Consider the following 20,734-nt stretch of genomic DNA (forward strand, 5'->3'; position numbering starts at 1 on the left):
TCATTGTTCCCGTCATCAATTTATAACTTATCTCTCTAAATAACCTTTGAGTTCAGACTCCATTAAAAACAAAAATTCTTTATTTAATTGGTACTTAGATTCCACGGTTTTTACAAGTCGTACTGATCTTAACATGCTGAGATGGTGATGAACGGTAGACTTTGCGAGGCTTAATTTTTCTGTTAGTTCCTGAAGTGTTCTGTCTTCTTCATAAAGAAGTTTTATTATTCTAAGCCTCATTTCATCTCCCAAAGCCTTATATCCTTGGATTAAATTAAAATCTGGAGCATAAGTATCCTTACCACTCTCTATACTTTCATCACTTACAGGATAATAAAATATTTTTGTATCCTTATTATCCGCTTCAACAGTCCATGGTCTGTAAACATATTGAGGTATTAGCAAAACATTTGTTATTGTTGGCTCCGGTAAATATTCTCTTCCACCTGTAGCCCATTCAACAAATTTTTCAGAACTTAAGTTTTCCTTCATTAAGTTTTTACTTTGAAAATCTCTCTTAAGTATTGATAAAATATATTTTTCATCTGGTTTAATTACAATTTCATACCATGCCTTCATTAAAGTTTCAAGATGATTTTTAAGGGTATCAATAGGTACATTGCATATAAATTCTATATAACTCGGAAAAAATTTATTGTTTGAACAACTTTTAATTAATTCTTCCATAGCTTCTTTATTTCCAAGAGAAGCATTTTTTCTATTGTCTTCATTTTTAGGACCTAGGAATGGAAGTGAATACAATCTTAAATCCCCCTCTTCTAAATTTCTTATATATTTTAAAAAGCTATTTAAATCTGTAAAATCCTCTAGGTAGAGCAGTTGAAGCAATGTCTTCCATGTATTGTGCTTTTTACTATACATTAATTCTTTTTCTGCTTCAGTAGGCAATTTTTCTATTGTATCTCTCCAGTACTCACCTGATTTTTCTAGGGTGTGATGCAGCTCATCGTAAGTGGATGCTGCTATGCCCAATGCACATTCCCATAAAAGGGAGTATTTCATATGAACTTCATAAGTTGTTTTTGTACTTGAACTAAGATTAAGGAGCTTCATAAAATCCATCCTTTCAAAAATTATAATAATATGGGTAATTTTCACCTCAAATTTATTCTACCATATTCGAATTTAATATTCAATATATATCGAACGAAATTATTTTCTTATATATTTTGAAAGGTTCTTAAAATATATTCCTATGTCATTAAAGTAAATAAAAAACTTCTAGCATATTCACTTTCCTTTAGAAAGAATGCTGGAAGTTTTTTAATTCATTCTATTAAATATATAGCTTTTCTATCAATCTGTTTAACGTTAAAAGCTTTTGCTCCATAACTCTACCATATAGCATATTTTTCTGCTTGCCTTTTTAAATCCTCTCTAAAATTAGGATGAGCTATAGCTATAAGTCCTTTAACTCTATCCCTTATACTTCTTCCCTTTAGTCTAGCTACCCCATATTCAGTAACTACATAATCCACATCATTTCTTGAGAAGGATACTGGTGATCCTGGATTTAAGAAATGAACTATAGTTGAAATAGTATCCTTTTTAGCTGTGGAATATAAAGCTATTATGGATTTTCCTCCTTCAGAATTTTGGGCCCCAATACCAGTGTCACTTTGTCCACCAGTTCCGCTATATTGTCTATTACCTAGTGCTTCTGAACAACATTGACCTGTTAAGTCCACTTGAAGGGCAGTGTTTATTGATACCATTTTATAGTTTTGCCCTATTACATATGGATCATTTACATACCTACCTCTTCTCAACTCCACCCCCACATTTTCATCTATAAAATCATAAAGTTTTCTACTTCCTAAAGCAAAAATTCCTACCATTTTATTTTTATTAATAGTTTTTCTTCTGTTTGTAATTACTCCTTTTTTATAAAGATCATACATCCCTTCTGTTATCATCTCTGTATGAACTCCTAAGTCCTTTTTATCCTCAAGTGCTTTAGCAACTGCGTTTGGAATACCACCTATGCCAAGTTGTATTGTTGAACCATCTTCTACAAGTTCCCCAATAAGATTACCGATAATAATATCTTTATGGGTAGGCGGAATAAATGGAAGTTCTGGTACTTTTCCATTATACTCATATAAAAAATCTACTTCGCTTATATGAACAAGCGTATCTCCATAAACCTTTGGAAGATTTTCATTGATTTCTAATATTACTAAATCCGCCCTCTCTACATAATCCCTTTCATAGGTAACGGACAAGGATAAAGAGAAATATCCATGTTTGTCTATTGGTGTTGCACTACCTACAAAAATATTTGCTTTTTTATAGCATAACCTATCTTTAGCAGCTGCATGAAGGTGATTTGGGATGAAGCTAGTCGTACCATTATTATGAGCCATTCTTGTTAATGGACTATAAAACCAGGTCTCATTTATAAAATGTCCTTTCATGGATGGGTCTGAAGTAAATTCATAGTTATTCATATTAAGACAAGTTACCACTGAAACCTCTTCTACCCTATCCTTGATTTTATGAAGATTAGATAAAAATCCTACTGGTTCCGCTCCTGCTAAGGATACCACAACCTCATCTCTTGAATTTACCTTGCTTAAAGCTTCTTCCATAGTAATATGTTTTTTTGAATATTCCTCTTTATAATTCATAATGCACTCACCCTATTTAACCTTTCTCTATTTAACCTTTCCCCATTTAATCACATTAGCTGCCCAAGCATATCCAATACCTGCACCTACTGTTACCACCACATCCCCATCCTTAATTTTTCCTTCCTCTAAGGCTAATTTCATAGATAAAATTTGATCTATTTGCCCTATATGTCCATAATCCTTTAAGTAAATGGATCGATTTTCACTTAGTCCAAGTTCTGATAAGATGTACTTATGAGCAGAGTATTTAAAGTGAATCATGGCTATATAATCAATATCTTCCTGTTGATATCCACTATTTTTTAATGCTTCCCTTATAACCTTTAAGAAGTTTGGAGTAGATTTTTCATTTAGTCTACTTTTCATTCCCACCACATCCATAACATCTAAAGATTTATATGCAACTTCTAAATTCTCATGGGTTATTGGATGTTCTATACCTCCATAAATCACTACTACATCCCTTGCAAAGGAACCATCGGTTATAATTGAAGTCTCCAAAAGAGCATTTTCCCCATAATTTTTCTTTAATACAACCGCTCCCCCTCCTGCTGCTAAGTTATACATAAAGCTAACTCTATTGTTTTTATAGTCTATAAAGTCGCCATTTCTATATCCTCCACAAATCAACGCTGTATTTATTTTGCTATCTGCCATCATCATATCTTTTGCCACTTTCATAGCAGTTATAGCAGTACAGCACCTTTGTGAAATATCAAAACCAATAGCATTATAAGCGCCAATTTTTTCTTGAATATATATAGCAGAGGTAGTTAAACGATACTCTTTCCACTCCTCTCCAATGCAAATAATTAAATCTATGTCTAAAGGATCCACTCCATTATTTTTTAAACAATCCATTGCAGCATAATATCCCATTTCTTCTGTGCCATCCTTTTTTCCGGGAATAGTTTTCTGTTCAAAACCTAGCTTGCAAATAATAGACTCCTCACTCCACATTCCGCCAGTTAGCTCACTAACCTCTGCTGCTGTCAACTTATTTTCTGGTAAATATAATCCAAAGCCAACTACTCCTATATGGTCTTTCATTAAAGTTCCCTCCCCATTTATTTCCTTATTACTATTAAAATAAGCAAAAGTCATGCCATTTACTTTTTTAAAATGTGAGATTCCTTTTTTAGAAAAACCCATATCAAATCTCTAAAAATTCAATAAAAAATGCTAATGACTTTCTCTTTTTTTCGAGAAAATCATTAGCATAAATATTCACCTTAAAAACTCTCGTCATAATTTATAACAATGTCTTGTTTTGTTACACCTTTAGTTCCAAACCATATTCATCAATTTTTCTATAGAGGGATTGTCTTGGTATTTGAAGTTTTTTAGAAGCTTCCGTTTTATTATAATTGCACTCTTTAAGAACATTAATGATAATTTCTTTTTCAATGGCAGAAAGCATTTGACTTAATCCCCCACTCTTAGAAACATTTCTTTCCTTTAAACTATCTTTTACTATATAAGCTGGTAAATCACCTATTCCTATATTCACATCATCTGCATTTACAGACATTTTTTCCACCACGTTTCTAATCTCACGGACATTGCCTTTCCAACTGTGATTAACAAGTATCTCCATTACATTAGGAGATATATGCCTAAACATACCTGTTTCCTTATAAAAATTATTTAAAAATTGTCTTATTAGTATTGGTATATCTGCTTTTCTCAATCTTATTGGAGGTATCTCTAATGTTAATACATTTAGTCTATAGTATAAGTCTTCTCTAAATTTCCCCTCCATTAACATCTTCTCTAAATTTCTACAAGTGGCGCTAATAACTCTTACATCGATAGCTTGGGGTGATCTAGCTCCAATTGCCATAACCTCTTTTTCTTGCAATACTCTAAGAAGTTTTGCCTGCATATGTAAGGGCATTTCTGCAATTTCATCTAAGAATATAGTCCCCCCATTAGCTAATTGAAATTTACCAATGTTTCCCCCTTTTTTAGCTCCAGTAAAAGCCCCATCTTCATATCCAAAAAGCTCTGCTTCTATCAAATTTTCTGGAATAGCAGAGCAATTTATTGATACAAAAGGCATATTGGCTCTTTTGCTTTCATTGTGTATGGAATGAGCAAACAGCTCCTTACCAACTCCACTTTCTCCTAAAATCAAAACACTAGAATTTACTGCAGCAAATTTTCTAACTTTATTTTTTATATCTTCAATTTCTTCCGATACTCCTATTATGTCATTTAAGGTATATTTCGCTGAATTTAATCTTGCCATTTCATTTTTATATAATTTTAATTCTTTATCTACCACTTTAAACTTATTTAAAACTTCTTGCATCTTGTCCACATTATCAAAAACTAGCATACCTATTCCACCTATGACTTCTCCCTTATCATCATAGATAGGCATTCTATGGACAATAGCTTCCTTTCCGTTATCAAACTTATGCTTAATATTTATCTCTGCTTGTTTTCTTTTTAATGTATCTAAAAAACCTGACTTAGGGTTAACATCAGTAACTAATTTTCCTATCATCTCTTCCATAGGAGGTCCTAAAAATGAACTAAAGGCATTATTTATGTAAATAATTTTCCCATGTTTGTCCAAAATATCCACAGCAATAGGAAGGTTATCAAAAACATTTTGACAAAACCTCATAAAATCTTTATCTTCTCCTATACATTTCAAAAAATCACCCCATCATAACATAATGGAAATATTAATATTATTATACACTATAATGGTTTTAATGTAAATATTACCCAAGGGATAAGCATTCCCTTGGGTAATCAATTTAAACTATATTTATTTTATTATGATAATTTTGGAGGAAACCTAGTAAAGTATTTGAAAATTCTGAAGGTTTTTCATACATAGCTCCGTGTCCTGCATCTTTTATAACTACCATATTGGAGTTTTCTATTCTTTTATAAATTTCCTCTTGATAGGACAGTGGAGTTATAATATCTAAGTCTCCCCCTATTATAAGGGTGGGTATATCTATTTTTTCAATTTCCTTTCTTAAGTCTAAATCAGAAGCGCTTTTGATAGCCCTTCTAAAGCCATCGTACCATTCTTTGCTAAAGACTGTTTGAAATAATTCTTCCCTTTCCTTTAGCCATTTACTATTTTCTTCATAAAACTTATGAGAATATATAAAAGGCATTGTAGCTGAGAAAAACACCTTGCCATCATAGGTTGATGCAGCATAATCCCAAAGCCTTTCTATATCTTTCATTAAATAATTAGTATAACAGGTGGTATTTGATAACATTAAACTCTTCAGCTTTTCTTTATATTTTAGAGCAAATTTCATTGCCACCTCTCCACCATAGGATATTCCAAACAAATTAACCTTTCCTAAGTTAAGCTCTTCAATAAATTTATTTAAAATTTCTACATGAAGATTTTGAGTGTATTCCTCTCTCCCCTTGGAGGATTTTCCTTGATCTACAAAATCTATAAGAATAAGTCTGTAATCTTTAAAGCTATCTAAAAAAGGATTCCAGCTAAGTGTACTCATCATAATTCCATTTAAGAAAATTACCGTTTCTCCTTCTTCATAGCTTTCATAATAAATATCATAATCGTCTATATTCACATAACCCATAGTTTTATCATCCTCTTTATATTTAACTATTTTCCTAATATCTGTTTCATGCTTCTAAATCCGATGTATGACTCCCATCCTATTGGATTCTTTTCATTCATTTTTACTAAAGCCATTTCTTGTGTTCCAAGTCTCTTTCCATTTGAGAAGTCGATGGATCCACCAAATGGATTTTCAATTGGTGCAGATTCAAGAGCATTCATATAAGATTCCCAAGTTAGTTCCTTATCACCAACACGTTTTAATCCTTCTGTAAAGAAATGTGCTGCTATCCATCCTGTCATCGCATAAGCATTGTTGCTAAAGTCTTCACTTGAAATTTCTTTTATCCATTTTTTATATTCATTCATAGCAGGTTTTGTTGCATCTACCCAAGCATGAGCATAAACATCAAATTTGTTATTAACTGTTGAAGCCACAGCCGCTGTCATAGTTTTATCTGCATTTACATATGTTGTTAACACCGGTTTAGTGTTGCCTTGCTTTGCAAGTTCTTTAGTTATTTGTGGGAATGTACCTTGTATTCCAGCTATAATTACCATATCTACATTTTCATTTTTAATTTTTGACACCGCTGCTGATACGTCTTCTGAACCTGGAGCTACTTGCTCATCAACTACAGTTAAGCCGCCAAGAGTACTAGCTTCTTGTTGAATACCCTTTAATAGATCTTTACCAGCATCATCATTTGTATAAATAACCCCTATTTTGCTTGCTTTAAATTCTCCCTTTGCCCAAGTTGCCATTATACGTCCTTCCATTGGATAAACTGGTTGTACTGGATATATGCATCTATCATTTCCTTCAGCCTTTTCGTTGTAAAGAATACCTGTCCCTGTAGCAAAGTAAACTGCTGGAATCCCTTTTTCTTTTATATCATTTATGGTGGCCCCAACAATTGGAGTTCCAAAATGACCAACCAAAGCAAATACCTTTTCGTCATTTACCAATCTCTCAAGAGCAGCTTTACCCTTTTCAGGATTAAATTCATCATCTTGATGCACATATTCAATTTTTCTTCCATTTATCCCTCCACCCTCATTTACCATTTTAAAATAAGCTTCAATACCCGCTTTAAATGGTACTCCTACTGGAGCAAGAGCCCCTGAAGTGGATGCGCTATTACCTACTTTTATTGATTTTTCTGTTACACCTTGTGCTGTTTCAGCCTTTTTCCCGCAACCTGTTAAAGCTATTGTAGCAATCATCAATGTCGATAATAATAATGAAATTCTTTTTCTCATTTTAATCCCCCTAACTAATAATTAAAATTTGATAATGAATATATTAAGGAATTTCTTCCTTTGGGTTCTTTAGTTTCTTCTTTAACCAAACTCTAATGCGACCCTAAGTAGGCTTCTATAAGTTTTTTATCCTTAATCAAGTCACTTGCTTTCCCAGATATATTTATTTCTCCTACTTCTAGCACATAGGCATAATCTGCTATCTTTAAAGTTTGAAGGGCATTTTGCTCAATGATAAGTACTGTAGTGCCTTCTTCATTTATTTCCTTTACTATTTTAAATATATCTCTAACAATCAAAGGGGCTAATCCTAGGGACGGTTCGTCTAGCAAAAGAAGCTTAGGACTACTCATAAGGGCCCTACCTATAGCTAACATCTGTTGTTCCCCTCCACTTAAAGTACCTGCTATTTGCTTTTCTCTTTCCTTAAGCCTTGGAAAATATCTATAAACCCTATCTAAGTTTTTCTTTAATTGCTCTTTGTTTTTTAATGTAAAAGCTCCTGTTCTCAAATTATCTACCACTGAAATTTCCGGGAAGATCTGCCTCCCTTCTGGTGATTGCATAATACCTAGTGAAGTAATCTTTTCTGCAGACATTTTAGTAATATCTCTATCAAAAAATTTTATCCTTCCACATCCTGCTCCTACAATGCCAGAGATAGCTTTTAATGTAGTAGTTTTTCCTGCTCCATTGGCTCCTAATAATGCTACAATCTTTCCTTTAGGAACTTTTATATTTATTCCTTTTAAAGCTTGTATGCTTCCATAGGAAACCTTAAGTTCTTCAATACTTAATGCTATCTCGCTCATGTCACTCCTCCTTTCCTAAATATGCTTCTTGTACTTCTTTATTATCTTGAATTTCTTTAGGGGTTCCTTCTGCTAATTTTTTGCCGAAAGAAATTGCACATATTCGATCACAAATATCCATTACCAATCTCATATCATGTTCGACTAATAAAATATTGCAGTTGTATTCACTCCTAATAGTTCTGATTAGCTTTGCTAGTTCTAAGGTTTCTACTTCATTAAGTCCCGCTGCAGGCTCATCGAGGATTATTATTCTTGGGTCGCTCATTAGTGTCCTTCCTAATTCAATTTTTTTTAATACTCCGTAAGGTTGACCACTTGTCAGTTCATGTTTTTTATCTTCTAACTTGAGAAACTTCAACACTCCAAGAGCTTTTTCTCTAAGTTTTTCTTCTTCTTTTCTTGCTTTTTTTAATCTTAGTGATTGAGAAAAAATACCGGTCTTAAATTGTACATGAGCACCTACTAATAAGTTGTCTAATAATGATAGCTCACTTATAAGCTCTACATTTTGGAAGGTTCTAACCAAGCCAAGTTTTATGATATTATGAGTTTTTTCTCCTACTAAATCTACTATAGAGCCATCTTCTTTTGTAAAAAGAACACTGCCACTATCCGGCTTATAAAACTGAGTTATGCAATTAAATACTGTGGTTTTTCCTGCTCCATTAGGTCCAATAAGTCCATATATTTCACCTTCATTTATTGAAAAACTAAGATTATCTACTGCTTTTAGTCCTAGGAAAGCTATTGATAGATTTTCTACTTTAAGCATTTGAGCTTTGTTCATTTACTATCACCTTTTCCTTTTTAAAGTATTTTTTTATATCATTGAAAATAAATATTAAGCCATTTGGATAGAATAGAATAACCACAATTATTAATACTCCTGTAAATATAAAAGATAATCCATCTGTACTTCCTATTAAGGGAAGTCTTTTAAGTAGTAGTTCTGGCACTCCAAATACCACAAAAGATCCTACTATGGGTCCACTTATGGTTCTCATACCTCCAATTACTATTACCGCTAAAATTTGAAGGGATAAGGTCAATGTCCAAGTTGATGGATAGGCAAATTTGATAAAATGGACATAAAGCGCTCCTCCAAGTCCTGCATATACTGTTGCCACTCCAAAGGCTATAAGTTTGTATTTTAAAAGGTTTATTCCCATGGCTTGAGCTGCAGCCTCGCTTCCTCTCATGGTAAGTAGCGCTCTACCAATTGCCCCATGGATGAAGTTATGAGTAAGTATCATAACTATGACTAAAGTAACTACAAGTAGCACAAAGGTACTCCCTCTATCCAACTTAATCGCTCCAAATAATACTGGATAGCTTGCATTTTTTCCTGAGAAACCACCTGTAATAACTTCATACTCTACAAATACTTTTCTAAAAATTTCTGATACTCCAAGGGTAGCTATTGCTAAATAATACCCTTCTAATCTTAATGACGCAGCCCCAATTAAAAGTCCAATAATAAGGGGTATTACCATGGATATTATAAGAGAAACTATAAAGGGTAATTTCAAATCGCTGGTTAGATAAGCGGATGTATATGCGCCCAATCCCATGAAGCCCGCAGTTCCAAGAGAAATAAGCCCAGAATAACCTAACAATACATTCAGCCCTATTCCAACAATGGCATAAAACAATATAGTCCCAAAAATTGTAACGGTAGCACTATTTAAAATTCCTTGGGATTGTAGTAATGGTATTAAACATAATATAATTCCAAAGGATATATACTTTATATAAATATTTTGAAACAATTTTTTCATAGCAGTCTTATTCTCCTCTCTACACCTTTTTAACCACTTTTTTGCCAATGATTCCATTTGGTCTAAGTACTATAAAGATAAGAATTAATGTATATACAATGGCATCTCCCCAGGTTGATGAAACATAAAACAGTAAAATATTTCTGCTTAAACCAATAATGTAAGCTCCTAAAACTGGGCCATAAAAAGTGGAGAATCCTCCTAATATACAAGCTATGAGAGCGTTTATTTGAACATTATCCATCATAGAAACATTTACCGTAATAGCTGGTGCTAACATTAATGCTGACAGTGTACCAAGTGATGCCGCTATTGCCCAAGCTACCATAGTTACGGTTTTAGTAGGTACTCCCATAAGTCTAGCAGTTTGCTCATTAGAGGATGTAACCCTTACTGCAAGGCCAAATTTTGTTCTTTGTAGTAGATAAAATAGTCGTAGCATGACAACTATTCCTGTAGTGATATTCAGCAATGCATTATAGGTAATAGAAGCCCTTCCTATATTTAATGCTCCTGACTCTATAAACCTTGGGAAAAATAATGGCATTGAACCAAATATCATAGGTGCAACTCCTAAAAATAACATAATAAGTCCAAAAGTTATAATTTGCTTTGCTACTGGTGAGCTTTTGTTTGCTCTCCTTATTACTACAACGTCCACTAAGATACCGGTTATAATAGCAAATATCATACCTACAATGGCAGCTACCCAAGCAGAACAATTGAATTTCATTAAAAATACTGTAGCAATAAAGGCGTTAAACATTCCAATAGACCCTTGAGCAAAGTTAGTCATCCTACTTGTCCTAAATATAATAATGATACCCAAAGCTGCCAATGCATAAACGCTTCCTGTCTCTAAGCTGCTAAATAATAATTGTAAAAAAATATCCATCTACCCTCTCTCCCCCTTCATGTAACAAATTGCTACAATGTCATTAATATTTACATACTTTTACCATGGTCATTTAAGCATCCTCTATGTTTTAGTTACTAATTCAACTATTTATTACTATTCCAATTATTGGTAATAATTTCATTGTACAATCGTCTATTTTCCTTACACTATATTACCAGCAAGTACCATGCCAAAAGCATAAGTCTCTTTGCTATTAATTTTTTAGTTCAATTGAAAATTAAAATTCCTAGAAATATATTAGGAATCCTGCATTAGCAGAATTCCCTCCTATAAGCCCTTAACCCTCTATTCAATTATCAACCCCTAATTAAATAAAAACTACTTAATAAAGCTATTAATTTTTTCGCAAAGTTCATCCAAAGAATCCACAAAAGGAGAATGTCCACAATCTTTTAGAAGAATCATTTCAGAATTTTTTATATGTTTCTTTATGTCCTCTGCCATGGTGTGAGGAACTACATAATCTCTATCCCCTTGAAATATAAGGGTAGGTGCCTCTATTCTCTTCGCTGCTCCATCACCTTTTGAAATTCCATTAAATTCTTCAGTTATATTAAAGTGAATGAGGGAATAGTCCACATCTACTAAATTTCTTTGAGTAAGCATATCCTCTAAATATTCTTCATATCTATCATCCTCAGGTTTATTATGAGTGTATATCGCATGATTCCATAATGCTCTATAAAATTCTTTATCTCTATTTTCTATAGCTTTTAAAACTGGAGCTACTTGTACAGAATCCTGTTCTATTTCTTCCTTAGTTTTTAAAAAATCCCCTATTATAGATTTTCCTTCTTCATTCTTTCTAAAGATTGGATAACCCTTAACCCCTACAGATTCAACTAAAACAAGCTCCTTTACCTTATCACCATGATCCGCAGCTAAATACATAGCCACTCCTCCACCAGTAGACCAACCTATGACTATGGCATTAGTTACTCCAATCTTCTCGCAAAAATCATTCACATCTTCACTAAAATCCCTTAAGGAATTTACTCTATTATTATAGCTAGAAGCTCCAAATCCCCTTAAATCTACTGCGTAAATCTTGTACTTAGGAGTAAGTTTATCCATTAATAAATCCCAGTGTTTAGAAGAAGTCATGTTCCCATGAATCAATAAAATTGTTTCATTTCCACAGCCTGCTTCTCTATACCCAATAACCTCTCCATTGCTAATTTTAATTGTCTTAATATCATACTGTTGTATCATTTTATTACACCCCTTCAATTAATAAATAAATTAATTTTTCAAAATATTTCTATTTATAGTATTTTCTATGTAAGATGCCATTTTACCTTGTGGAAAGTAAAAAAACTATGTGCATTGAAAAACTCAATAACACATAGTTAGTTGCTTTATTAATGTTTAATAATATTTTTAAGCTTTAAACTATTACATTATTTTTACAATTTTGATATAATTTATTTAAAAAGAGGTATATGTTTGAAACTATAGAGCTTATCTGTTGGATATAGGGAGGGATTATATGTCTAAAAATATACTTAGATATATAAAGATATTAACCTTATTATTAACGATAAATATGATTATATGTTTAATAATTTGGATTATAAGAAATGATATGTCTTTTGAAAGCTTAAGCAATATATTTTTTTATTCTTCAGGAGTATTTGCGATTGTTACTTATTTATCTTCAAAAGGTAATTTAAACCTTGGTATTTCTGATAGATATTATTCATATATTGCATCAGTAAAGAAAAATAAAGAAGAAAGAAGATAGTATAAAAAATTATATGGAACTACAGGATAAAGCCATGAATTTTTCAATAATATTAGGTCTGGTTACTGCCATTAACATTGCTATAAGTTTATTAATATTAAAATTTTAAAACAGGAAACTAAGAAAAGTTTCCTGTTTTTTATCTATCATAGAAAATTATTTTCATCTATTAAATTTGTTATAATGCTGATATCTTAACATTTAATAAAGGTAACTATTGATATACAATAAAAAATTCTTATTATACTCATAATTTTTAACTGGTAACCCCAGCTACATTTTGCATTTCCATAAGCTCTACCTTATTGTCTCCAGCCATCATAATAATATCACCAGCTTCAATTATAGTAGCACCACGAGGAGTAATTAGTTTTCCCCTTCGTCTAATCATCACTATCAATATATCCATAGGTATATCCAAATCCATTATAGCCTTTCCTACCATTTCGCTGTCCTCTGGAACTATTACCTCCAGGAGTTCTGCGTGAAGCTCTCCTGAATAATCAGTAAAGGTCTTAAGTACTGTTTCTTCCTCTGCTACCAAGTCAAGTTTTTTGGCGATAGGAATAAAAAGAGTTCCTTGAACTATAACGGACACTAATGCTATAAAAAACACGATATTAAATATTTCATCTGCAACAGGCAACCCTGCTGTTAAAGGGTATGTTGCAAAAACAATGGCCGCAGCACCACGGAATCCAACCCATGACACAAGCAACTGCTCTTTAACAGGTTTTTTGAACAAAGTCAAAATAATGAATATAGCCACTGGACGCGCAACAAAAATAATAAAAAGTGCAACTGCCATTCCTTTTGTTGCTACACTAGGTAGTCTTGATGGGAAAGATAGCAATCCCAAAGTGAAAAATAGAAGAATTTGCATGAGCCAAGATAGACCATCAAAATAGCGAACCAAGCTTACCTTATGAACAAGCCTACTGTTTCCTAGTATGAGACCTGTAATATAGACAGCTAAGAATCCATTCCCTGAAAGCAATCCAGCACCAGAATAAGATAACAATGCAGTACTAATGACGATGATGGAATAAAGACCATCAATATCAAGATTTATATTATTGATAAGCCATACTGAAAGCTTACCTACAATTGCACCCCCTAGTACTCCTATTGCAATTTGTGTTAGTAAAAGTATCACTATATTTTGCCCTTCACCTAATATTAATCCAAGAAAAACAGTTGTTAGCATATATGCTATTGGGTCATTAGATCCGCTCTCCATCTCAAGCATAGGAGCTAAACCATTTTTAAGATTAAGTTGTTTCGATCGAAGTATAGAAAACACCGAGGCCGCATCTGTAGAGGATACAATGGAACCTAATAACATCCCTTCAAGAAATGTAAAACCAAGTGCAAAATGAGCAAAAACTCCTATCAAAAAAGCTGTGAGTACTACTCCAAGGGTCGCAAGGACACCAGCTGCCAAAGCGACAGGCTTGGCTGTTTTCCAGCTTGTACCGAAGCCACCTGAAAACATAATAAATATAAGTCCAACATTACATAAATTTTCAGCAAGACCTGGATTATTAAAATAAATACCTCCTGGTCCATCTGAACCCATAAGCATGCCCATAGCAAGAAATATAACCAAGGTAGGTATACCATACTTATATAAAACCTTGCTAGAAGTTGCGCATATGAGTAAGATTATTCCCGCAATAAATAATACATTCATCTAATACCTCCCTTTTCATCTTAAATTCTATACTTTATTCTACCAACTTATAAAGATAAAAACTAGACTTTATCTCCTTTGCTTACAATATATTTTGATTAATTTTACAATTTAGACACAATTAGGTCATAAGTTATTACATACATGTAAATTTATGATAATATTATATTATTGTGAAAGGAGTAGGTTCTATGCGTATTGAAAGAAATGCTAAAATTGATGTAAATGAATTAAACAATTTATTAAAAACTATAGGATGGGGATTAAATTCACCTAAGAAGTTAGAAGAATCATTAGGATTATCCTGGGGATGGATTACTGTAAGAGATGATTTAAATAGACTTATAGGATTTGTTCAGATACTTTCTGATGGTATTAAACATGCTTACATATTGAGGTTGCTCGTACATAAAGACTATCAAGGAAAAGGAATTGGTACAAAAATAATGGAGAATTTAATGGAACTTCTTGAGGAAAATAATTTAAGTCCTGTTTTGTTAACAAAGCCCTCTGAAGAATCATTTTATTCTAAATTTGGATTATCAAGAAGTAACAAGGGATTTATTTCTTTATTTAAATGGTAGTATGATATTGATATAGATAAAAATAGATTCTATGGTATATAATTAATACAAAAACTAAAGGTGGGTCTAGATGAGAAATTTAAAAATGACTATAGAATATGATGGAACTAGATACAAAGGGTGGCAAAAACAAATTAAAGATGTTTCAACTGTGCAAGATAAAATAGAAACTGTTTTATCTAAAATGACAGGAGAAGACATTCAGGTGATAGGTTGTGGAAGAACGGATTCTGGTGTACACGCTGAAAATTATACAGCAAACTTTCATACTAATTCTAATCTCAGTATAGAGGATATGTTAAATTATTTATATACATTTTTACCTGAAGATATACTAGTAAAATCTATGAAAGATACTAGCGAAAGATTTCATGCAAGGTATAATGTAAAATCAAAAACCTATGTATATAGGATAAATAACAATAAATTCAGAAGTGTATTTAACAAAAAATATTATTATCACATTAATGAAAAACTTAATTTAAGCGCAATGAGACAAGGAGCAAAGTTTTTAATTGGAACTCATGATTTTCAAGGCTTTACTAGATTAAAATCCAAGGATAAATCAACTATTAGGACTATCAATTACATAAATATAACTGAAAATTGTGGTATGATAGAAATGGAGATTAACGGAAATGGTTTTTTATTAAACATGGTTAGAATCATTGCTGGAACTCTCCTAGAAGTGGGTAAGGAGAACATTAAACCAGCGGATGTAGAAAGAATATTAAATGAAAAGAAGAGAGCAGATACTAAATTAATTCTTGAAGCAAAAGGATTATGCTTAAGAGATGTTCATTATTAATAGTTTTATCACTCTAATAATAAAAATTCAAATAAGAAACGTACATAGATTTATATAGATCTATGTACGCCCTATTATCCTCTTTAAATACTGTTAATTCAATTTTATTCCGCGGCCTTAAAGTTATATATCGGCGTTATCTTATGAACTATTTCCACGGTATCTTTGATGTTATTTATTATTTCATCTATAGACTTATAAGCTAATGGACATTCGTCGATGGTTTCTTTCTTCACGGATGTTGTAAAAATCCCTTCCATAGTCTTTTTATATTGATTCAATGTAAATGAATTCTTTGCTTGAGTTCTGCTCATGATTCTACCAGCACCGTGTGGAGCTGAAAAATTCCAATTTTCATTTCCTTTTCCAATACAAATAAGGCTACCATCTCGCATATTTATTGGTATTAAAAGCTTTTCTCCTTTTTGAGCTGAAACTGCACCTTTTCTTAAAATCATATTTTCTATATCAATATAATTATGAATAGTTGTAAATTCCTCTGCCACATTGAGCTTCATGCCTTTAATTATTTCATTAATCATAGCCTTACGGTTTATTTCTGCAAAACGTTGAACAATTTTCATATCATGAATATAATCTTTAAAAAGTTCTCCTGATGCATAGGCTAACTCTTTGTTGTCGCTGTTAAGAGATTTAAAGGCTTCCTTTTGATAAAGACTTGCAACTTCATGTCCTAAATGTCGGCTTCCCGAGTGAATAACTAAGTATAGATTTCCTTCACTATCTTTATTGGCTTCTATAAAGTGATTGCCTCCACCCAAGGTTCCAATACTTTTTCTTGCTCTAATAAGGTTTACTTCCTTTCTACACTTGAGCTCATCTAAATCAATTTCATCATTAAATTTATGTTCCTTATCCCTTATTTTAAAACCACTAGGAATTTTTTCATAAATTAGCTTATCAAGTTTTTGAAGCTCCATGCGGCGGTTCTCAAGCTTTATAACTTCCATTCCGCATCCAATATCAACCCCAACAAGATTAGGGACTACTTTATCCTCAATGGTCATTGTCGTTCCTATTGTACAACCCATTCCACAATGTACATCAGGCATTATTCTTATTTTACTTTCCTTTACAAACTCTTGATTGCATAAAGTTTCAATCTGCTTAATTGCAGCTTCTTCAATATTATTTGTGTAAACAATTGCTTTATTATATTTGCCAGTTACCTCAGTCACGATACCCCTATCCTCCCATTAATATAATTAAATGCTTTTCTATATTATATCTCATTTATCTCATATAAAAAATTTTATTATAATATAAATATTAAGGAGATGGTAATTTTTCTCCCATCTCCTTAATATTTGCATATAATTTTAAATTAATCTTCAATTTAAGCTAATAAGTTTCTAATTTAAATCTATATTATTTTATTATTTATAAACTTTATTTAATTCCTAGAACTAAATTAGCAATACCTTTAGAAAAAGCATCCATATCCTGTGGCATCCAAATCTTTTCTTTTATATCAAATTTAAATGTCTGTTCTTTTAAATCTGATGATGGTTGTACATTATTATATTCCTTTATTAAATTCTTTATATAAACATCTGTTAATTTGTTAAGAATTTCTTCCTGATTTGTAATGTTTAACTTTTCAACCTCTTGAACAGCATCTGTTGCTGCTTTTTCATCAATGGCAACTTCGTCGATATAATTTGCCTTTAGTTTGACATCTACAGATTCATTATTTTCAGAAACAATTTCTGTTTCTGCTGATAATTTCTTTAATGCTGACGCACGAGCTGTGTATATTTCATTTATTTGGTCATCACTAACTTTCAAACCTGCTACTATAAAATTATTTTTTAGCGTTTTCATAGTTTCATCTTTTTGTATTTTTGCAATCTCTGCTATTTGATCCTTAGATAACTTGATTTTCTCTAAAGACTCCTGATCTCCTTTGATATAAAAATCAAATAAAATTTTTGCTGTTTCATCAGCGGCTACTTTTGGTTTAGAACTACATCCTATTACCATAATTGAAATTACTAATAACATAAGTGATAGAACTAGACTTTTTTTTCCTTTTTTCATATTTTCCCCCTAATATAATATATTTTCCAAGATAAATTTACCATATTTTTAGGCCTTTGTCAATTTTTTATATATTATATTTGATATAATTTTAAATACTATTAACATTTAAATTTGAATTTTATAATCTATTTACTAAATTTCTTTTTTATACGATGACTACGATCCTTAATACTCCCCGGATGGTACGTCCCTGGATAAGTTCTTCCCCTAAAGGATAAGGATTTCTAAGAAGCAAAGCTTCTAAGAACTCTCTTAATAACCTTCAGTTGGAGTAAGTATTCCTTTTAAGCAAACTCCATCTGAAGCTAAGAATCACTTGATATCTAAATAATTTTTAATGAAATATTTCTCATTTTATATCAAAAACTTTTAATATGCTCAAATTTCTCAAGCCTTACATTTAAAGAGTCTATTATAAAAGTTAAATTATCAATACCTATTGTATTATGAGGGCCTTGAAAAGGATCTACTTGTATCTTTAACTTAAAACTAAAAGTACGATATCCATTAAGTCTTGTAGCTTCTAAGACTTTTATTGAGAATAAATCAAAATTTGCTTCTTCTCCATAATAGTCTTTTATTGCTTTATTTATATGAGGAGTTAATAAAGTCATTATAATATCCTGATATAGTTCCTCAATGGAATGAGGTTTTGGTTCAGATTTTATAATATTTTGAGAATCATTAGTGGACTTTAAATTAAGATTTTTTGCTGAAACACAAGTATTTGAAATAAGAAAGATTAAACAAAGAGCATAAATAAATTTTTTCAAATTATCACATCCTCTCTTTGTTATCTTTACACGGAAAATAAATATAATTCTAAATTATTTCGTACATTGTTTAATTACAAAACCCCATAGAAGCGTTGCCCTGCTCCTATGGGGTTTAAATAGATATCTTTAAGTATTTATTCTCATACCACTTTATTATAGTTCTTTAATTAAAGTTTTATCCACATTTCTGTCATAATATTTACTACTTCGTACATTTTATCATTATTAGTTTCTAGAAAACTTATAATTTCCTCTATGGAAGGCTGCTTATATACATGTGCTATTCTATTTCTATATCTTCTATAATTATTTAAAAAGCTTAACATATCTAAATCTATAATTTTATTTTCATTCAGCTTAGTTAAAGACTTTTCCATGTCATCACTGATTTTATATATCTTTAGTTCTTTTAAGCACATAGAAGTAAAGCTTTCTATTAATATAAAATATTCTAAAAAGCTCTGTTTTACTGATGATTTTATTAATGTATTTAAATCTCCATCTTCAATCTCATTCAATTTAAGTAGTGCTTTGTCTAAAAGAGCCAATGTTTCTTTTATATTTTTTATTAAATCATATAACCTCTGTTTATTCATTAAAGATCACATCCCTCTCTCTAAAAAATCTAAAAGTTTCATTATCTTTATATAATTGTTCAACCTCTGCATAGCCTTTACTATACAATTCAAGATTATCATCATCATATATTATTTGTCCATTATCATATATGGAAACTTTCATATTTAGCTCAATATTTTCTGATTTTAGGTTTACTACATCTATATCTCTCCCTAAAACTTTTTGCAGTGATTCTTCAATGAAAATTATAGTATTAAATGTTATATCTTTTTTACTTAAAACCGCTATATCTATATCTGAATATTCCTCAAAATCTTCTGTTAATATACTTCCGAACAATATAACGGTAGCTATTTTAGCATCCTTAAATATCTTTGTACACTCTTTATCTTTTAGCTTATTGAGTATGTTAACTTTACTATCATCCATTAACCAATCACCTCAACTTTTTAAAATTTTCTATATAACAACTATATTCTACTCTAAAACAGAACAAAAACCTTTAAGTTCTATTGCAGAAATACTCCTATTTCCCTTTTCAATCTATACAGTTGTAATATTACATTACATCTTATTTGGATTTATTTCAATATATTGTTGTTAATTGTAACCTTTTATTATTTAATTTATACATAAAACTATTCATAAATACCTCTCGCACTTTTTCTCCTTACAAACTGCTGAGTTCTTTTATGTTTTACAGATATATTTTGAAGTATATATTATGGTAAATTGTTTTCACATTTATAAATTTCTTCTACAAGTATAACTTAGTTTCACAAATTGAGAGCTAAGCATGTAGTGAAGCCGCTCGAGAAAAAGTCGCTATTTCACTATATACTTAGCTCTTTTGTTTTTTACAATTATATTTCAAAATTAAGTTATGACATATCAGTTTCTCAAATGCGGGAATTCTTAATTTTTAACTCTAAAAGAAGTTTTCATTGTAGGTATACAGTCTATGTTTCTTCATTGAATACTTCCCCTTATGCTATATCTTTCCTCTCTAGCTCCAAGCGGTCCTCTTTAACCTTTAACTTAGCCCTTATATATCTAAAACCAATAATTATCGTTCCTACGCCTATTATCCCTATTAAACTTGCCATAGCTATTGTTTCATTCACTTTTCATCTCTCCTTTCTAAATAAAGTATTTCGTTCAAGTTTCATATCTTATAATTTTTTCTAATATAGAAATGGATGAAACTTTATATATTAAATTTCCTAATTAATTTCCTAGGAAATTTCATATCGTTTTATTATATTCTTAAAAACTTAATTTGTACCTATTACTACATAATATGTATTAGATGTGATAAGTTTGCTTAGATTGTGACATAAAAAATACCGTAAAATTCATTTCTGAATAATACGGTTTTAAATAATTTATATTTAATTCTAAATATCATACTAATTTATAGTAGTTATTAAAAGTCATAGTGACAGTGAGGAGGTTTTCCCAAAACTACAGTAGTAATTACCTTTTTAAT

At 31.1% G+C, this 20,734-nt stretch carries 21 protein-coding genes; 3 read left to right on the forward strand and 18 right to left on the reverse strand.

The window, feature by feature from the left end:
* Positions 1 to 27 precede the first annotated feature (27 nt).
* The 11 genes from RYO54_RS10455 to RYO54_RS10505 all read right to left on the reverse strand — a co-directional run bounded on the left by RYO54_RS10455 (position 28) and on the right by RYO54_RS10505 (position 12,209).
* Positions 28 to 1,074, reverse strand: coding sequence for a metalloregulator ArsR/SmtB family transcription factor (locus tag RYO54_RS10455; RefSeq protein WP_315118368.1), 1,047 nt, complete (start codon positions 1,072 to 1,074; stop codon positions 28 to 30).
* Positions 1,075 to 1,355: 281 nt separating this feature from the next.
* Complete coding sequence (locus RYO54_RS10460; RefSeq protein ID WP_315118369.1) at positions 1,356 to 2,651, reverse strand: acetyl-CoA hydrolase/transferase C-terminal domain-containing protein; 1,296 nt, start codon at positions 2,649 to 2,651, stop codon at positions 1,356 to 1,358.
* A 27-nt stretch (positions 2,652 to 2,678) separates the two neighbouring features.
* Positions 2,679 to 3,704, reverse strand: a complete 1,026-nt coding sequence (locus tag RYO54_RS10465) for a 3-oxoacyl-ACP synthase (RefSeq protein ID WP_315118370.1) — start codon at positions 3,702 to 3,704, stop codon at positions 2,679 to 2,681.
* Between the two features lie 223 nt (positions 3,705 to 3,927).
* Positions 3,928 to 5,319 (reverse strand): sigma 54-interacting transcriptional regulator, encoded by a 1,392-nt coding sequence (locus tag RYO54_RS10470; RefSeq protein ID WP_315118371.1) that lies wholly within the window; start codon positions 5,317 to 5,319, stop codon positions 3,928 to 3,930.
* 106 nt (positions 5,320 to 5,425) lie between these two features.
* On the reverse strand, positions 5,426 to 6,241 hold the full coding sequence (locus RYO54_RS10475; RefSeq protein ID WP_315118373.1) for an alpha/beta hydrolase: 816 nt from the start codon (positions 6,239 to 6,241) through the stop codon (positions 5,426 to 5,428).
* Positions 6,242 to 6,267: 26 nt separating this feature from the next.
* Complete coding sequence (locus tag RYO54_RS10480; RefSeq protein ID WP_315118375.1) at positions 6,268 to 7,485, reverse strand: ABC transporter substrate-binding protein; 1,218 nt, start codon at positions 7,483 to 7,485, stop codon at positions 6,268 to 6,270.
* A gap of 92 nt (positions 7,486 to 7,577) precedes the next feature.
* The gene (locus RYO54_RS10485; RefSeq protein WP_315118377.1) at positions 7,578 to 8,297 is read right to left on the reverse strand and encodes an ABC transporter ATP-binding protein; all 720 of its coding nucleotides are present in this window, start codon (positions 8,295 to 8,297) and stop codon (positions 7,578 to 7,580) included.
* Between the two features lies 1 nt (position 8,298).
* Positions 8,299 to 9,087 (reverse strand): ABC transporter ATP-binding protein, encoded by a 789-nt coding sequence (locus RYO54_RS10490; protein WP_315118379.1) that lies wholly within the window; start codon positions 9,085 to 9,087, stop codon positions 8,299 to 8,301.
* Positions 9,065 to 10,078 (reverse strand): branched-chain amino acid ABC transporter permease, encoded by a 1,014-nt coding sequence (locus RYO54_RS10495; RefSeq protein ID WP_315118381.1) that lies wholly within the window; start codon positions 10,076 to 10,078, stop codon positions 9,065 to 9,067. Before RYO54_RS10495 ends, RYO54_RS10490 begins: the two co-directional genes overlap by 23 nt.
* Positions 10,079 to 10,097: 19 nt before the next feature.
* Positions 10,098 to 10,973: a branched-chain amino acid ABC transporter permease gene (locus RYO54_RS10500; protein WP_315118383.1), complete on the reverse strand. Its 876-nt coding sequence runs from the start codon at positions 10,971 to 10,973 to the stop codon at positions 10,098 to 10,100.
* Positions 10,974 to 11,315: 342 nt separating this feature from the next.
* The gene (locus tag RYO54_RS10505) at positions 11,316 to 12,209 is read right to left on the reverse strand and encodes an alpha/beta hydrolase (RefSeq protein ID WP_315118385.1); all 894 of its coding nucleotides are present in this window, start codon (positions 12,207 to 12,209) and stop codon (positions 11,316 to 11,318) included.
* Positions 12,210 to 12,486: 277 nt separating this feature from the next.
* Between RYO54_RS10505 and RYO54_RS10510 the strand changes: the two genes are divergently transcribed.
* Complete coding sequence (locus RYO54_RS10510) at positions 12,487 to 12,741, forward strand: hypothetical protein (protein WP_315118387.1); 255 nt, start codon at positions 12,487 to 12,489, stop codon at positions 12,739 to 12,741.
* Between the two features lie 256 nt (positions 12,742 to 12,997).
* On the opposite strand, the gene RYO54_RS10515 is transcribed toward RYO54_RS10510, so the two are convergent.
* Positions 12,998 to 14,434 carry a potassium/proton antiporter gene (locus RYO54_RS10515; RefSeq protein ID WP_315118389.1) on the reverse strand — a complete coding sequence of 479 codons (1,437 nt, stop codon included), beginning with the start codon at positions 14,432 to 14,434 and terminating at the stop codon, positions 12,998 to 13,000.
* A gap of 191 nt (positions 14,435 to 14,625) precedes the next feature.
* Between RYO54_RS10515 and RYO54_RS10520 the strand changes: the two genes are divergently transcribed.
* On the forward strand, positions 14,626 to 15,018 hold the full coding sequence (locus RYO54_RS10520; RefSeq protein WP_315118391.1) for a GNAT family N-acetyltransferase: 393 nt from the start codon (positions 14,626 to 14,628) through the stop codon (positions 15,016 to 15,018).
* 70 nt (positions 15,019 to 15,088) lie between these two features.
* Positions 15,089 to 15,826, forward strand: coding sequence for a tRNA pseudouridine(38-40) synthase TruA (gene truA / locus RYO54_RS10525; protein ID WP_315118393.1), 738 nt, complete (start codon positions 15,089 to 15,091; stop codon positions 15,824 to 15,826).
* Positions 15,827 to 15,930: 104 nt separating this feature from the next.
* Here the strand turns inward: truA and RYO54_RS10530 are convergent, their stop codons facing one another.
* The 6 genes from RYO54_RS10530 to RYO54_RS10555 form a co-directional block, all read right to left on the reverse strand.
* Entirely contained in the window at positions 15,931 to 17,025 is a 1,095-nt protein-coding gene (locus RYO54_RS10530) for an RtcB family protein (RefSeq protein WP_315118394.1), read from the reverse strand.
* Positions 17,026 to 17,236: 211 nt separating this feature from the next.
* Positions 17,237 to 17,887: a DUF5105 domain-containing protein gene (locus RYO54_RS10535; protein WP_315118395.1), complete on the reverse strand. Its 651-nt coding sequence runs from the start codon at positions 17,885 to 17,887 to the stop codon at positions 17,237 to 17,239.
* A gap of 362 nt (positions 17,888 to 18,249) precedes the next feature.
* Positions 18,250 to 18,663, reverse strand: coding sequence for a DUF3888 domain-containing protein (locus tag RYO54_RS10540; protein ID WP_315118396.1), 414 nt, complete (start codon positions 18,661 to 18,663; stop codon positions 18,250 to 18,252).
* A gap of 170 nt (positions 18,664 to 18,833) precedes the next feature.
* Positions 18,834 to 19,262 (reverse strand): HepT-like ribonuclease domain-containing protein, encoded by a 429-nt coding sequence (locus tag RYO54_RS10545; RefSeq protein ID WP_315118398.1) that lies wholly within the window; start codon positions 19,260 to 19,262, stop codon positions 18,834 to 18,836.
* Positions 19,255 to 19,674: a type VII toxin-antitoxin system MntA family adenylyltransferase antitoxin gene (locus RYO54_RS10550; RefSeq protein ID WP_315118400.1), complete on the reverse strand. Its 420-nt coding sequence runs from the start codon at positions 19,672 to 19,674 to the stop codon at positions 19,255 to 19,257. The genes RYO54_RS10545 and RYO54_RS10550 overlap by 8 nt, the downstream gene beginning before the upstream one ends.
* Positions 19,675 to 20,231: 557 nt before the next feature.
* Positions 20,232 to 20,369, reverse strand: a complete 138-nt coding sequence (locus tag RYO54_RS10555; protein WP_315118402.1) for a hypothetical protein — start codon at positions 20,367 to 20,369, stop codon at positions 20,232 to 20,234.
* Positions 20,370 to 20,734 lie beyond the last annotated feature (365 nt).

Origin of the sequence: uncultured Clostridium sp., assembly GCF_963515715.1 — a bacterium.
Taxonomy (GTDB): Bacteria; Bacillota; Clostridia; order Clostridiales; family Clostridiaceae; genus Clostridium_AW.

What these genes read in the sequence shown, in the direction of transcription:
- RYO54_RS10455 (WP_315118368.1), bottom strand. Translation starts at nt 1,074, where the DNA reads ATGAAGCTCCTTAATCTTAGTTCAAGTACAAAAACAACTTATGAAGTT.
- RYO54_RS10460 (WP_315118369.1), bottom strand. Translation starts at nt 2,651, where the DNA reads ATGAATTATAAAGAGGAATATTCAAAAAAACATATTACTATGGAAGAA.
- RYO54_RS10465 (WP_315118370.1), bottom strand. Translation starts at nt 3,704, where the DNA reads ATGAAAGACCATATAGGAGTAGTTGGCTTTGGATTATATTTACCAGAA.
- RYO54_RS10475 (WP_315118373.1), bottom strand. Translation starts at nt 6,241, where the DNA reads ATGGGTTATGTGAATATAGACGATTATGATATTTATTATGAAAGCTAT.
- RYO54_RS10480 (WP_315118375.1), bottom strand. Translation starts at nt 7,485, where the DNA reads ATGAGAAAAAGAATTTCATTATTATTATCGACATTGATGATTGCTACA.
- RYO54_RS10485 (WP_315118377.1), bottom strand. Translation starts at nt 8,297, where the DNA reads ATGAGCGAGATAGCATTAAGTATTGAAGAACTTAAGGTTTCCTATGGA.
- RYO54_RS10490 (WP_315118379.1), bottom strand. Translation starts at nt 9,087, where the DNA reads ATGAACAAAGCTCAAATGCTTAAAGTAGAAAATCTATCAATAGCTTTC.
- RYO54_RS10495 (WP_315118381.1), bottom strand. Translation starts at nt 10,078, where the DNA reads ATGAAAAAATTGTTTCAAAATATTTATATAAAGTATATATCCTTTGGA.
- RYO54_RS10500 (WP_315118383.1), bottom strand. Translation starts at nt 10,973, where the DNA reads ATGGATATTTTTTTACAATTATTATTTAGCAGCTTAGAGACAGGAAGC.
- RYO54_RS10505 (WP_315118385.1), bottom strand. Translation starts at nt 12,209, where the DNA reads ATGATACAACAGTATGATATTAAGACAATTAAAATTAGCAATGGAGAG.
- RYO54_RS10510 (WP_315118387.1), top strand. Translation starts at nt 12,487, where the DNA reads ATGTCTAAAAATATACTTAGATATATAAAGATATTAACCTTATTATTA.
- RYO54_RS10515 (WP_315118389.1), bottom strand. Translation starts at nt 14,434, where the DNA reads ATGAATGTATTATTTATTGCGGGAATAATCTTACTCATATGCGCAACT.
- RYO54_RS10520 (WP_315118391.1), top strand. Translation starts at nt 14,626, where the DNA reads ATGCGTATTGAAAGAAATGCTAAAATTGATGTAAATGAATTAAACAAT.
- truA (WP_315118393.1), top strand. Translation starts at nt 15,089, where the DNA reads ATGAGAAATTTAAAAATGACTATAGAATATGATGGAACTAGATACAAA.
- RYO54_RS10535 (WP_315118395.1), bottom strand. Translation starts at nt 17,887, where the DNA reads ATGAAAAAAGGAAAAAAAAGTCTAGTTCTATCACTTATGTTATTAGTA.
- RYO54_RS10545 (WP_315118398.1), bottom strand. Translation starts at nt 19,262, where the DNA reads ATGAATAAACAGAGGTTATATGATTTAATAAAAAATATAAAAGAAACA.
- RYO54_RS10550 (WP_315118400.1), bottom strand. Translation starts at nt 19,674, where the DNA reads ATGGATGATAGTAAAGTTAACATACTCAATAAGCTAAAAGATAAAGAG.